Here is a 13,349-nt window from a genome sequence, read left to right on the forward strand (position 1 = left end):
CACATGGATATGCGTACCCCTCTGGGTAAAGTTCGCGGCCTTGGCTCGGCCAAGGAAGGCACTGAACACTTCTGGCGTCAGCGCCTGACGGCTGTCGCCAACCTCCCGCTCATCGTCTTCTTCGTCATCTTCATGATCGTTTATGCCGGCGCCCCTTATGCGGATGTCGTCCATGCGTTGTCGAACCCCTTCGTGGCAGTCATCATGGGACTGATGGTGATTTCCGGCATCATTCATATGCGTCTTGGCATGCAGGCCATCATCGAGGACTACGTGCATAGCGAAATCGGCAAACTCGTCTTGCTGATGCTGAACACGTTTTTCGCGATCGCGGTCGCAGGGCTCTGTCTCTTTGCCATTCTGAAAATCGCTTTCGTAGGATAACCGTATCATGGCACCGACTTCACCCGCTCAGAATGGGAAAGCCTACAAATATGTCGATCACTCCTATGATGTGATCGTCGTCGGCGCCGGCGGCGCCGGTCTTCGCGCAACGCTCGGCATGGCCGAACAGGGTTTCCGTACGGCCTGCATCACCAAAGTATTCCCGACCCGCTCGCATACGGTCGCAGCCCAGGGCGGCATCGCCGCCTCGCTGCAGAACATGACGCCGGACAGCTGGCAATGGCACCTCTACGACACGGTCAAGGGGTCCGACTGGCTGGGCGACGTCGATGCCATGCAGTATCTCGCCATGGAAGCGCCGAAGGCGGTCTATGAGCTCGAGCACTACGGCGTGCCCTTCTCGCGTAATGAGGAAGGCAAGATCTATCAGCGCCCATTCGGCGGCCATATGCAGAACTACGGCGAAGGCCCGCCGGTGCAGCGCACCTGCGCGGTTGCCGACCGCACCGGCCACGCCATCCTGCACACGCTTTACGGCCAGTCGCTGCGCTACAACGCCGAGTTCTTCGTCGAATATTTCGCGCTCGACCTCATCATGTCGGAAGACGGCAGCCGTTGTACCGGCGTTGTTGCCTGGTGCCTCGATGACGGCTCGATCCATCGCTTCGCCGCCAAAATGGTGGTGCTGGCGACCGGCGGCTACGGCCGCGCCTATTTCTCCGCGACCTCCGCCCATACCTGCACTGGTGACGGCGGCGGCATGGTGGCGCGCGCAGGGCTTCCGCTGCAGGACATGGAGTTTGTGCAGTTCCATCCCACCGGTATCTACGGCTCCGGCTGTCTGATTACCGAAGGTGCGCGCGGGGAGGGCGGCTATCTCGTCAACTCCGAGGGTGAGCGCTTCATGGAACGCTACGCGCCGTCGGCCAAGGATCTTGCCTCGCGCGACGTCGTTTCGCGCTGCATGACGTTGGAAATCCGCGAAGGCCGCGGCGTCGGCAAGAACAAGGATCATATTTTCCTGCATCTAGACCATCTCGACCCGGCCGTTTTGCATGAACGCCTGCCGGGCATTTCCGAGAGCGCGAAGATTTTTGCTGGCGTCGATGTGACGCGCGAGCCGATCCCGGTGCTGCCGACCGTCCATTACAACATGGGCGGCATTCCGACGAACTATTGGGGTGAGGTGCTCAACGCCGACAGCGCCAATCCGGAACGCGTTATCCCAGGGTTGATGGCCGTCGGCGAAGCGGGCTGTGCTTCGGTGCATGGCGCGAACCGCCTCGGCTCGAATTCACTGATCGACCTCGTCGTTTTCGGCCGTGCTGCGGCAATCCGTGCCAGCGAGGTCATTGACCGCGCTGCGCCGACCCCGCATCTGAACATCGCTGCCTGTGACAAGATCATGGATCGCTTCGATGGTCTTCGCCACGCCAATGGCGCAACGCCGACGGCGCATCTGCGCGAGAAGATGCAACGCGCCATGCAGGAAGACGCCGCCGTGTTCCGCACCCAGGAGTCGCTGGAATCCGGCTGCAAGCGCATTTCCGCGATCTGGCAGGAAATGTCGGACATCAAGGTCACCGACCGTTCGATGATCTGGAATTCCGATCTCGTCGAGACGCTCGAGCTGCAAAACCTGATGGCGAATGCGATCACAACGATCTACGGCGCCGAGGCGCGCAAGGAAAGCCGTGGTTCGCATGCCCGCGAGGATTACACCGAAGGCGCATACGCCGGCCGCGACGACGTCAACTGGCGCAAGCACACGCTTGCCTGGGTCAGCAATGCCGGCGAGGTCAAGCTCGACTACCGTCCGGTTCACACCGAGCTCATCTCAGAAGGCATCGATCCCAAGAAGATCGCGCCGAAGGCTCGTGTGTATTGACGATGGGAAAGTACCTCGGATTAGCTTCGATTGTTGCCGCGGTGCGGGCCGTCTCGCCCGTCATGGCGGCGGAGCGCTACAATTTGCGTGCTCCCGGCGGCTTGGCTGCCGCGGTCAGCAACGAGGTCGGTGTGTGGAAGACAGGGAATGGCGCGCAGCGTGCTCGTTCCTCGCTCGCAGCCGGCAACGCTGCTTTCGGTGGTTGTAGGGGTTGCGTGAAAACGGAACTCCTGTCGGCAAACTAGGATTTTATCATGGTTGAACTCGCTCTCCCCAAGAACTCTCAGATGCGCGAAGGCAAGGTCTGGCCGAAGCCGGCGGGTGCGAAGAACACCCGTGAATTTCGCGTCTACCGCTGGAGCCCGGATGATGACCAGAACCCGTCGATCGACACCTTCTATATCGATGTCGACGACTGTGGCCCGATGGTTCTCGACGGCCTGCTCTACATCAAGAACAACATCGATCCGACGTTGACGCTGCGCCGTTCCTGTCGCGAAGGCATCTGCGGTTCCTGCGCGATGAATATCGACGGCACGAACACGCTGGCCTGCACCAAGGGCATGGATGACATCAAGGGTACGGTTAAGATCTATCCGCTGCCGCATTTGCCGGTGGTGAAGGATCTCGTTCCGGACCTGACGAATTTCTATGCGCAGCACCGCTCGATCGAACCCTGGCTGAAGACCGTATCTCCAGCACCTGCCAAGGAATGGAAGCAGAGCCACGAGGATCGCCAGAAGCTCGACGGCCTTTACGAGTGCATTCTTTGCGCCTGCTGCTCGACCTCCTGTCCGAGCTACTGGTGGAACGGCGACCGCTATCTCGGCCCGGCCGTCCTGCTGCAGGCCTATCGCTGGCTGATCGACTCCAGAGACGAGGCGACCGGCGAGCGCCTTGACGACCTCGAAGATCCGTTCCGGCTTTACCGCTGCCACACGATCATGAACTGCGCGCAGACCTGCCCTAAGGGTCTCAATCCGGCAAAGGCCATTGCCGAGATCAAGAAGATGATGGTGGAACGCCGGGTCTGACAGCCGATGCTCGCCAAATGCCCGGCGCTGACCAGACTGCGCCGGGTTCTTCCGAATTTTTGCACGCATCGGTCTGAATCCGGCAAAGGATTTGTGCAGATCATCACCTTGCTGACAAATTCTATCTGCAGGAAGTTCTCCGACAGGCAAGTTGAATTGCTCCATTTCTGGCATAAGCATTGTCGCGAGCAATTTATGGCTGTGCCGACTTGATTAACCAAAGTGAAATACGCTAATTCGAAAATCAGTCTGATGACCAATTCTGTGCTGCAAGAGCGGACAATCGGGAGCATGATGATGCAGTTGCGATATGCGATGACGGGTGTGGCGGTTGTTCTGTCATTGGCGGGCTGCCAGCGCACGGCATATGACAATGCGAGTTACAGCTCGCCGGCACCGCTAACCGCGCAGCCTGTTCCTTCCGTCCAGGGCGGACAGCTTCCGCCACCGGCAGGCGCCTCGCAGTTCCCCGCCGCTCCGACGGCGGCGCCTGCGGTTCCGGGCCAGCCGGGTGCCGTGGCGTCCAATGCACTTGACGTCTCCAAGGAATCCATGGTCGGCAGCTGGCGCGTCAACGGCAGGTGCGACATGTTCCTGACGCTCACCAATCTCGGCAGCGGCTCACGCGGCGGCACGCGCGGCTGCGTCGGCGAGCTGACGGCGATGGGCTCCTGGGAAGTCTCCGGCAAGCAGGTTCTTCTCAAGGATCGCAGCGGCAACCAGATCGGCAGCGTCTATAAGACAGCCGACAACAGCTTCAGTGGCCAGACGAGCACCGGCCAACCGATCACCCTCAGCCGGTAAGACAACCGGCGGCCACCCCGCCGACGACGCGTAGGCGGACTCCTCCTCATGCAGCCTATCCCCGACTACACTTTAAGCGTCAGCGAGCACTTGAAATCGCTGACGGCCTCCGGCTCTCTCCAGATCGATTCCGCACAGATGGATGTGGCAAAAAGCCTCGATCGGGTGCTTTTTGAACTGAAGCGCCGCCGCCCGGCTGCTAAATCCAGCTCGCTCGGCTGGCTCTTCGCTTCGAAGAAAAAGGCGAGCGAAGGCATCAAGGGACTCTATATTCACGGCAGCGTCGGGCGCGGCAAGACGATGCTGATGGATATCTTCTACCGCATGGCGCCCTGTTCGAAGAAACGCCGCGCGCACTTCCACGAATTCATGGCCGATGTCCACAACCGCATCGCCGCGCACCGGCTCAAGCTGAAGAACGGCGAGACAAAGCAGGCCGATCCCGTGCCACCCGTGGCGGCCGCACTTTACCAGGAGGCCGAACTTCTCTGCTTCGATGAGTTTACGGTGACGGACATCGCTGATGCGATGATCCTCTCGCGGCTGTTCTCAGAGCTTTTTGCGCGTGGCTGCGTGCTCATCGCGACCTCGAATGTCGCGCCCGACAATCTCTACAAGGACGGCCTCAATCGCGGTCTCTTCCTGCCTTTCATCGGTCTCCTCAAGAAGAATGTCGAGGTCGTGACTCTCGACTCCCCGACGGATTACCGGATGGAGAAGCTGAACAGCCAGCCGGTCTATCTGACGCCGATCGACGAGCGGACGGATATGGCCATGGATGCGTCCTGGGCGCAGGCGCTGGATGGACGCAAGGCGCAGCCTTTCGATATTCCGATGAAAGGTCGGTCGATCCATGTGCCGCTCGCCGTCGATCGTATGGCGCGCTTTTCCTTTGCCGATCTTTGCGAGAAGCCGCTCGGTGCTGCGGATTTTCTCGCAATCGCCAAACGTTTCGATACGATCTTTGTCGATCGCGTCCCGATGCTCGGCCCGGACAAGCGGAACCAGGCGAAGCGTTTCATCATTCTTGTCGACACGCTCTACGACCACGGCGTTCGGCTTCATGCGTCGGCTGCGGCAATGCCGGAAGATTTGCTGATCGAACGGCGCGGGACGGAAGGCTTTGAATTCGATCGGACCGCATCGCGCCTTTTTGAGATGCGCAGCGCAGAATATCTCGCGATGCACCATAAAAAGCATGCCGCCGAGTAACAGTTTCGCAACAAAATATCTTACGTTTACGTAAGTTATTTTGTATCTAAACGATTGAAATTGCTGATCCAAAAATAACACGTTGCCATTTTTTGGCTTTAGGGCTATGCGATTGCGTCATTGGACGACGCCCTGGACGCGCCGCCCGACTGATTTTGATCGCAAAGGAAACAGCGAAATGGCGCGTAACAAGATCGCACTTATCGGTTCTGGCATGATTGGTGGCACGCTGGCGCATCTCGCCGGCCTGAAAGAGCTCGGCGACATCGTCCTCTTCGACATTGCCGACGGCATTCCACAGGGCAAGGGCCTGGATATCGCCCAGTCGTCCCCGGTCGAAGGCTTCGATGCCAATCTGACGGGTGCCAGCGACTATTCCGCGATCGAAGGCGCAGACGTCTGTATCGTCACCGCCGGCGTTCCGCGCAAGCCGGGCATGAGCCGCGACGATCTTCTCGGCATCAACCTCAAGGTCATGGAGCAGGTCGGCGCCGGCATCAAGAAATATGCCCCGAACGCTTTCGTCATCTGCATCACCAATCCGCTCGACGCCATGGTTTGGGCGCTGCAGAAGTTTTCCGGCCTTCCGGCCAACAAGGTCGTCGGCATGGCGGGCGTTCTCGATAGCTCGCGCTTTCGCCTCTTCCTCGCCAAGGAATTCAACGTTTCCGTTCAGGACGTCACTGCTTTCGTTCTCGGCGGCCACGGCGACACGATGGTGCCGCTTGCTCGTTACTCCACCGTTGCCGGCATTCCGCTCACCGATCTCATCACCATGGGTTGGGTCACCAAGGAACGGCTCGAGGAAATCATCCAGCGCACCCGTGACGGCGGTGCCGAAATCGTCGGCCTCCTGAAGACCGGTTCGGCCTACTACGCTCCGGCAGCCTCGGCAATCGAGATGGCCGAGGCCTACCTCAAGGACAAGAAGCGCGTTCTGCCCTGCGCGGCGCATCTCTCTGGCCAGTACGGCGTCAAGGACATGTATGTCGGCGTTCCGACCGTTATCGGTGCCGGCGGCGTCGAGCGCGTCATCGAGATCGACCTCAACAAGGCCGAGAAGGAAGCCTTCGACAAGTCCGTCGGCGCTGTCGCCGGCCTGTGCGAAGCCTGCATCAACATCGCGCCCGCGCTGAAGTAATCAAAACAGGAATAAACCCATGAACATTCATGAATATCAGGCCAAGGCTCTTTTGAAGAGCTATGGCGCACCGGTCGCTGAAGGTGTGGCCATCTTCAAGGCCGACGAAGCCGAGGCTGCGGCAAGAGAATTGCCGGGTCCGCTCTACGTCGTGAAAAGCCAGATCCACGCTGGCGGCCGCGGCAAGGGTAAATTCAAGGAACTCTCGCCGGAAGCCAAAGGTGGCGTTCGCCTTGCGAAGTCGATCGACGAAGTCGTCGCCAATGCCAAGGAAATGCTCGGCAATACGCTGGTCACCAAGCAGACCGGCCCGGCCGGCAAGCAGGTCAACCGCCTCTACATCGAAGACGGTGCCGATATCGACCGCGAACTCTATCTCTCAATTCTCGTCGATCGCTCCGTCGGTCAGGTTGCCTTCGTCGTTTCGACGGAAGGCGGCATGGACATTGAGACCGTTGCCCACGACACGCCCGAGAAGATCATCACCGTCGCTATCGACCCCGCAAAGGGCGTGACGGCTGAAGACAGCAAGAAGCTTGCGGATGCGCTCAATCTCCAAGGCGAAGCTCGCAAGGATGGCGACACGCTGTTCCCGATCCTCTACAAGGCTTTCGTCGAAAAGGACATGAGCCTGCTCGAAGTCAATCCGCTGATCGTCATGAAGAACGGTCGCCTGCGCGTCCTCGACGCCAAGGTATCCTTCGACGGCAATGCGCTCTTCCGTCACGAAGACATCGTCGCTCTGCGCGACAAAACGGAAGAAGACGAGAAGGAAATCGAAGCTTCCAAATACGACCTTGCCTACGTTGCCCTCGACGGCAATATCGGCTGCATGGTCAATGGTGCGGGCCTTGCCATGGCGACCATGGACATCATCAAGCTCTACGGCGCCGAGCCTGCGAACTTCCTCGATGTCGGCGGCGGTGCTTCGAAGGAAAAGGTCACCGCGGCTTTCAAGATCATCACCGCCGATCCGGCCGTAAAGGGCATCCTGGTCAATATCTTCGGCGGCATCATGCGCTGCGACGTCATCGCCGAAGGCGTGATCGCGGCGGTGAAGGAAGTAGGCCTCCAGGTGCCGCTCGTCGTCCGTCTCGAAGGCACCAATGTAGAACTCGGCAAGAAAATCATACGAGAGAGCGGGCTGAACGTGATCCCTGCCGACGATCTTGACGACGCGGCGAAGAAGATCGTCGCTGCTGTGAAAGGGAACTAAGGCATGTCCATTCTCGTCAACAAAGACACCAAGGTCCTGGTCCAGGGGCTGACCGGCAAGACCGGCACTTTCCACACCGAGCAGGCGCTTGCCTATTACGGCACCAAGATGGTCGGCGGCATCCATCCGAAAAAGGGTGGCGAGACCTGGGGGTCGCTCGAAAGCGAAGCGCATCTGCCGATCTTCGCGTCCGTCGCCGAGGGCAAGGAAAGGACCGGTGCCGACGCATCGGTGATCTATGTGCCGCCGGCCGGCGCCGCCGAGGCGATCATCGAGGCTATCGAGGCGGAAATTTCGCTCATCATCTGCATCACGGAAGGCATTCCGGTCGAGGACATGATCAAGGTCAAGTCCAAGCTCGACAAGTCGAAGTCGCGCCTGATCGGTCCGAACTGCCCGGGTGTCCTGACGCCTGAGGAATGCAAGATCGGCATCATGCCGGGCTCCATCTTCAAAAAGGGTTCGGTCGGCGTTCTCTCGCGCTCCGGCACGCTGACCTATGAAGCCGTCTTTCAGACCTCGAATGAAGGTCTCGGCCAAACGACGGCAGTCGGCATCGGCGGCGACCCCGTCAAGGGCACCGAGTTCATCGACGTACTCGAGATGTTCCTTGCCGACGACGAAACCAAGTCGATCATCATGATCGGCGAAATCGGCGGATCGGCTGAAGAAGACGCGGCTCAGTTCCTCAAGGACGAAGCCAAGCGTGGACGCAAGAAGCCGATGGTCGGCTTCATCGCCGGGCGTACGGCACCTCCCGGCCGCACCATGGGTCATGCCGGCGCAGTGATTTCCGGCGGCAAGGGCGGTGCGGAAGACAAGATCGCAGCTATGGAAGCGGCCGGTATTACGGTGTCGCCGTCTCCGGCTCGTCTCGGCAAGACGCTGGTTGAAGTCCTCAAGGGCTAAGCCAACTTATATAACCGGGCGGAAGAAGGCACCTGCGCTTCCGCCCGGCCCCAGGTTTTCGACAGCAGGTGTGCCGCGGACAGGCGGCAAATTCGAATGCGGCAGCCGGGTAGAGCCGGCAAATTCATCAAAAGTCAGGAGGCGGGCGGAAAGCGTCCGCGTAAAACCATGGCACGGCAAGAAGCCAACGAGCAGTTTCAGATCACCTCGTTTCTGGATGGCGCCAATGCTGCCTATATCGAGCAGCTCTATGCGCGCTACGAAGAGGATCCGTCATCGGTCGACGATCAGTGGCGGACTTTCTTCAAGGCGCTGGAAGACGATCCGAAGGATGTGAAGAAGGCGGCCAAGGGCGCTTCTTGGCGCAAGAAGAATTGGCCGATTCAGGCCGGCGGCGATCTTGTATCTGCGCTCGACGGTGATTGGGGCACGGTCGAGAAGGTCATCGAAACCAAGGTGAAGGCAAAGGCCGAAGCTGCCGGCCAGCCGACCGACGGCGCTGACATCCTCCAGGCGACGCGCGATTCCGTGCGTGCCATCATGATGATCCGCGCTTATCGCATGCGCGGCCATCTGCATGCCAAGCTCGATCCGCTTGGCATCGCAGCACCGGTCGAGGACTACAAGGAACTGTCGCCGGAAGCTTACGGCTTCAGCCCGGCCGACTACGATCGCAAGATCTTCATCGACAACGTGCTCGGTCTCGAATACGCGACCATCCCGCAGATGATCGAGATCCTCGAGCGAACCTATTGCTCGACCCTCGGCGTCGAGTTCATGCACATGTCCAATCCGGAAGAGAAGGCCTGGGTTCAGGAACGCATCGAAGGGCCGGACAAGGGCGTTGCATTCACGCCGGAAGGCAAGAAGGCGATCCTTGCCAAGCTCGTCGAAGCGGAAGGTTATGAGCAGTTCCTCGACGTCAAGTTCAAGGGCACCAAGCGCTTCGGCCTCGATGGCGGTGAATCACTGATCCCCGCACTTGAGCAGATCCTGAAGCGCGGCGGCCACCTCGGCTTGAAGGAAGCCGTGTTCGGCATGGCGCATCGCGGCCGCTTGAACGTGCTTAGCCAAGTCATGGGAAAGCCGCATCGCGCCATCTTCCATGAGTTCAAGGGTGGTTCCTATGCGCCCGACGAAGTCGAAGGTTCAGGCGACGTGAAGTACCATCTCGGTGCATCTTCCGACCGCGAATTCGACGGCAACAAGGTTCACGTTTCACTGACGGCAAACCCGTCGCACCTTGAAATTGTCGACCCCGTCGTCATGGGCAAGGCGCGCGCCAAGCAGGACATGAGTGCTACCGTCTGGGAAGGCGATGTCATTCCGCTCTCCGAGCGCGCCAAGATTCTGCCGCTACTGATCCACGGCGATGCGGCTTTCGCGGGCCAGGGCGTCATCGCTGAAATTCTCGGCCTTTCGGGTCTTCGCGGCCACCGTGTCGCCGGCACGATGCATGTCATCATCAACAACCAGATCGGCTTTACGACGAACCCGGCCTTCTCCCGTTCGTCGCCCTATCCGTCCGACGTTGCGAAGATGATCGAGGCGCCGATCTTCCACGTCAATGGCGACGATCCGGAAGCTGTGGTCTACGCCGCGAAAATCGCGACCGAGTTCCGCATGAAGTTCCACAAGCCGGTCGTGATCGACATGTTCTGCTACCGCCGCTACGGCCACAACGAAGGCGACGAACCGTCCTTCACCCAGCCGAAGATGTACAAGGTTATCCGCGGCCACAAGACGGTGTTCCAGCTTTACGCCGAGCGTCTTGTTGCGCAGGGCTTGCTGACCGAAGGCGAAGTCGAGAAGATGAAGGCCGACTGGCGCGCTCATCTCGAACAGGAGTTCGAGGCCGGGCAGTCCTACAAGCCGAACAAGGCCGACTGGCTGGACGGCGAATGGTCTGGTCTGCGCACGGCCGACAACGCCGATGAGCAGCGCCGTGGCAAGACCGCCGTCCCGATGAAACAATTGAAGGAGATCGGCCGCAAGCTCTCGGAAGTGCCGGCCGGCTTCAACGCGCACCGCACGATCCAGCGCTTCATGGAAAACCGGGCCAACATGATCCAGACGGGCGAAGGCATCGACTGGGCAATGGGCGAGGCGCTCGCTTTTGGCGCACTTTGCCTCGAAGGCCATAAGATCCGCCTTTCGGGTCAGGATTGCGAACGCGGCACTTTCTCGCAGCGCCATTCGGTCCTTTACGATCAGGAGACCGAAGCGCGTTATATCCCGCTCGCCAACCTGTCGCCCACGCAGGCCCGCTACGAGGTCATCAACTCGATGCTCTCCGAAGAGGCCGTTCTCGGCTTCGAATACGGCTATTCGCTGGCGCGCCCGAACGCGCTCACGCTCTGGGAAGCGCAGTTCGGCGACTTTGCAAACGGTGCGCAGGTCGTCTTCGACCAGTTCGTTTCGTCGGGCGAACGCAAGTGGCTGCGCATGTCGGGTCTCGTCTGCCTGCTGCCGCATGGTTACGAAGGTCAGGGTCCGGAACACTCTTCGGCCCGCCTGGAACGCTTCCTGCAGCTTTGTGCGGAAGACAACATGCAGGTTGCCAACGTCACGACCCCGGCGAACTACTTCCATATCCTGCGCCGTCAGTTGAAGCGCGACTTTCGCAAGCCGCTGATCCTGATGACCCCGAAGTCGTTGCTGCGCCACAAGCGGGCGGTTTCGAGCCTCGCAGAGATGGCCGGCGAATCCTCTTTCCACCGCCTTCTGTGGGATGATGCAGAGGTCATCAAGGACGGACCGATCAAGCTGCAGAAAGACAACAAGATCCGCCGCGTCGTCATGTGCTCCGGCAAGGTTTATTATGATCTGCTGGAGGAGCGCGAAAAGCGCGGTATCGACGATGTCTACCTGCTGCGCGTCGAACAGCTCTACCCATTCCCGGCCAAGGCGCTCATCAACGAGCTCTCCCGCTTCCGCAATGCGGAAATGGTCTGGTGCCAGGAAGAGCCGAAGAACATGGGGGCATGGTCGTTCATCGATCCGTACCTCGAATGGGTTCTTGCCCATATCGATGCAAAGTATCAGCGCGTCCGCTACACCGGACGTCCGGCTGCCGCTTCGCCGGCAACGGGCCTGATGTCCAAGCATCTGTCGCAGCTCGCTGCATTCCTTGAGGATGCGCTGGGCGGCTGAGGAGTTGGGGCGATGGCATATTTCTTCTTGAGACTTGTGCCGCCTCGTTCCCGCTTTCCGAACGACGCGACCGGGGAGGAAATGGCTGCGATGGAACGGCATGCCGAATATTGGCGCCATAACGCAGAAGCGGGATCGGCAATTGCTGTCGGCCCCGTCTTCGAGGGCGAAGGCGCCTGGGGTATGGCGGTCGTCTCAGTCGAGGATCGGGAGGCCGCGAAGGCGCTCGCCGATGCAGATCCGATCGTCCGCTCCAGTTTCGGTTTCCACTTCGAAATTTTGCCAATGCCCTCGATCATTCTCCGGCCGTCTGCTGCCGGAAACGAATAAACGAAAACAAGCAAATCAGGATTTGAACAATGGCCACAGAAATCCGCGTTCCAACTCTCGGTGAATCCGTCAGCGAGGCAACCGTCGGCACCTGGTTCAAGAAGGTTGGCGACGCCATCAAGGCCGATGAGCCGATTCTCGAGCTTGAAACCGACAAGGTGACCATCGAAGTACCGGCACCGACCTCCGGCACGCTGTCCGAAATCGTTGCCCAGGCCGGCGAAACCGTGGGCCTCGGCGCTCTGCTCGGCCAGATCGCCGCAGGCGCTGCAGCCCCGGCTGCAGCCCCCGCAAAGGCTGCCGAGCCGGCTATCGCTGCTCCAGCCCAGGCAACGCCTGCTGCTCCGGCGGCTGCCGCTGCGGCACCGGTTGCTTCCGCCCCGGCCCCGGCTTCCACCATGCCGGCGGCGCCGGCTGCCGCCAAGATGCTCGCTGAGAGCAATCTCTCCGCCGATCAGGTCGAAGGCAGTGGCAAGCGCGGCCAGGTGCTGAAGGGCGATGTGATCGCTGCCGTCGCCAAGGGCCTTTCCGCCCCGGCTGCTGCGCCTGCCGCTCCCGCTGCAGTCCGTGGCCCATCGACGGTCGAGGACGCCGGCCGCGAGGAGCGCGTGAAGATGACGCGCCTGCGCCAGACGATTGCCAAGCGCCTCAAGGATGCGCAGAACACCGCAGCCATGCTCACCACGTACAACGAGGTGGACATGAAGGCAGTCATGGACCTGCGCGCCAAGTACAAAGACGTCTTCGAAAAGAAGCATGGCGTGAAGCTCGGCTTCATGGGCTTCTTCACCAAGGCTGTGACGCATGCCCTGAAGGAACTGCCGGCCGTCAACGCCGAGATCGATGGCACCGACATCATCTACAAGAACTACTGCCACATCGGCATGGCTGTCGGCACAGACAAGGGCCTGGTCGTTCCGATCATCCGCGATGCCGACCAGATGTCGATTGCCGAGATCGAGAAAGACCTTGGCCGTCTTGCCAAGGCCGCGCGCGACGGCACGCTCTCGATGGCCGATATGCAGGGCGGCACCTTCACGATCACCAATGGTGGCGTCTATGGCTCGCTGATGTCCTCGCCGATCCTCAATGCGCCGCAGTCGGGCATTCTCGGCATGCACAAGATCCAGGAGCGTCCGGTCGTCGTCGGCGGCCAGATCGTCATCCGTCCGATGATGTATCTGGCACTCTCCTACGATCACCGCATCGTCGACGGTAAGGAAGCCGTGACCTTCCTCGTCCGCGTCAAGGAAAGCCTGGAAGATCCGGAGCGTCTGGTTCTCGATCTCTAAGAGAATGATGGGGCCGCGCGAGCGG

Annotated in this window: 11 protein-coding genes; all 11 read left to right on the top strand. The window is 60.3% G+C overall.

The genetic code is table 11. The annotated features are described in order from the left end of the window. The first annotated feature begins 3 nt into the window (after window positions 1–3). The 11 genes from sdhD (at window position 4) to odhB (ending at window position 13,324) form a co-directional block, all read left to right on the top strand. Window positions 4–384 (top strand): succinate dehydrogenase, hydrophobic membrane anchor protein, encoded by a 381-nt coding sequence (gene sdhD / locus A3C3_RS0125495; RefSeq protein ID WP_022717405.1) that lies wholly within the window; start codon window positions 4–6, stop codon window positions 382–384. A 7-nt stretch (window positions 385–391) separates the two neighbouring features. Beyond that, on the top strand, window positions 392–2,233 hold the full coding sequence (gene sdhA / locus A3C3_RS0125500) for a succinate dehydrogenase flavoprotein subunit (RefSeq protein ID WP_022717406.1): 1,842 nt from the start codon (window positions 392–394) through the stop codon (window positions 2,231–2,233). Between the two features lie 254 nt (window positions 2,234–2,487). Further along, on the top strand, window positions 2,488–3,267 hold the full coding sequence (locus tag A3C3_RS0125510) for a succinate dehydrogenase iron-sulfur subunit (protein ID WP_022717408.1): 780 nt from the start codon (window positions 2,488–2,490) through the stop codon (window positions 3,265–3,267). Between the two features lie 297 nt (window positions 3,268–3,564). Next, a complete protein-coding gene (locus A3C3_RS0125515; protein ID WP_028739983.1) occupies window positions 3,565–4,071 on the top strand; it encodes a protease inhibitor Inh/omp19 family protein in 507 nt (168 codons plus the stop codon). A 48-nt stretch (window positions 4,072–4,119) separates the two neighbouring features. After that, window positions 4,120–5,283 carry a cell division protein ZapE gene (gene zapE / locus A3C3_RS0125520; protein ID WP_022717410.1) on the top strand — a complete coding sequence of 388 codons (1,164 nt, stop codon included), beginning with the start codon at window positions 4,120–4,122 and terminating at the stop codon, window positions 5,281–5,283. Window positions 5,284–5,461: 178 nt separating this feature from the next. Then, window positions 5,462–6,424 carry a malate dehydrogenase gene (mdh, locus tag A3C3_RS0125525; RefSeq protein ID WP_022717411.1) on the top strand — a complete coding sequence of 321 codons (963 nt, stop codon included), beginning with the start codon at window positions 5,462–5,464 and terminating at the stop codon, window positions 6,422–6,424. Window positions 6,425–6,443: 19 nt separating this feature from the next. Further along, complete coding sequence (gene sucC / locus A3C3_RS0125530) at window positions 6,444–7,640, top strand: ADP-forming succinate--CoA ligase subunit beta (RefSeq protein WP_022717412.1); 1,197 nt, start codon at window positions 6,444–6,446, stop codon at window positions 7,638–7,640. Window positions 7,641–7,643: 3 nt separating this feature from the next. Next, window positions 7,644–8,549, top strand: coding sequence for a succinate--CoA ligase subunit alpha (gene sucD, locus A3C3_RS0125535; protein ID WP_022717413.1), 906 nt, complete (start codon window positions 7,644–7,646; stop codon window positions 8,547–8,549). 168 nt (window positions 8,550–8,717) lie between these two features. Continuing rightward, window positions 8,718–11,702 (top strand): 2-oxoglutarate dehydrogenase E1 component, encoded by a 2,985-nt coding sequence (locus tag A3C3_RS0125540; RefSeq protein ID WP_028739984.1) that lies wholly within the window; start codon window positions 8,718–8,720, stop codon window positions 11,700–11,702. 12 nt (window positions 11,703–11,714) lie between these two features. Then, entirely contained in the window at window positions 11,715–12,032 is a 318-nt protein-coding gene (locus A3C3_RS0125545; RefSeq protein WP_022717415.1) for a YciI family protein, read from the top strand. 29 nt (window positions 12,033–12,061) lie between these two features. Further along, complete coding sequence (odhB, locus tag A3C3_RS0125550) at window positions 12,062–13,324, top strand: 2-oxoglutarate dehydrogenase complex dihydrolipoyllysine-residue succinyltransferase (protein ID WP_022717416.1); 1,263 nt, start codon at window positions 12,062–12,064, stop codon at window positions 13,322–13,324. Window positions 13,325–13,349: the final 25 nt, after the last annotated feature.

It is taken from the genome of Rhizobium mongolense USDA 1844 (assembly GCF_000419765.1).
Taxonomy (GTDB): domain Bacteria; phylum Pseudomonadota; class Alphaproteobacteria; order Rhizobiales; family Rhizobiaceae; genus Rhizobium; species Rhizobium mongolense.

Excerpts from the sequence above, each read along its gene's own strand:
- A3C3_RS0125510 (WP_022717408.1), top strand. The coding sequence starts at position 2,488 with ATGGTTGAACTCGCTCTCCCCAAGAACTCTCAGATGCGCGAAGGCAAG.
- sucC (WP_022717412.1), top strand. The coding sequence starts at position 6,444 with ATGAACATTCATGAATATCAGGCCAAGGCTCTTTTGAAGAGCTATGGC.
- zapE (WP_022717410.1), top strand. The coding sequence starts at position 4,120 with ATGCAGCCTATCCCCGACTACACTTTAAGCGTCAGCGAGCACTTGAAA.
- sucD (WP_022717413.1), top strand. The coding sequence starts at position 7,644 with ATGTCCATTCTCGTCAACAAAGACACCAAGGTCCTGGTCCAGGGGCTG.
- odhB (WP_022717416.1), top strand. The coding sequence starts at position 12,062 with ATGGCCACAGAAATCCGCGTTCCAACTCTCGGTGAATCCGTCAGCGAG.
- A3C3_RS0125515 (WP_028739983.1), top strand. The coding sequence starts at position 3,565 with ATGCAGTTGCGATATGCGATGACGGGTGTGGCGGTTGTTCTGTCATTG.
- mdh (WP_022717411.1), top strand. The coding sequence starts at position 5,462 with ATGGCGCGTAACAAGATCGCACTTATCGGTTCTGGCATGATTGGTGGC.
- sdhD (WP_022717405.1), top strand. The coding sequence starts at position 4 with ATGGATATGCGTACCCCTCTGGGTAAAGTTCGCGGCCTTGGCTCGGCC.
- A3C3_RS0125540 (WP_028739984.1), top strand. The coding sequence starts at position 8,718 with ATGGCACGGCAAGAAGCCAACGAGCAGTTTCAGATCACCTCGTTTCTG.
- sdhA (WP_022717406.1), top strand. The coding sequence starts at position 392 with ATGGCACCGACTTCACCCGCTCAGAATGGGAAAGCCTACAAATATGTC.
- A3C3_RS0125545 (WP_022717415.1), top strand. The coding sequence starts at position 11,715 with ATGGCATATTTCTTCTTGAGACTTGTGCCGCCTCGTTCCCGCTTTCCG.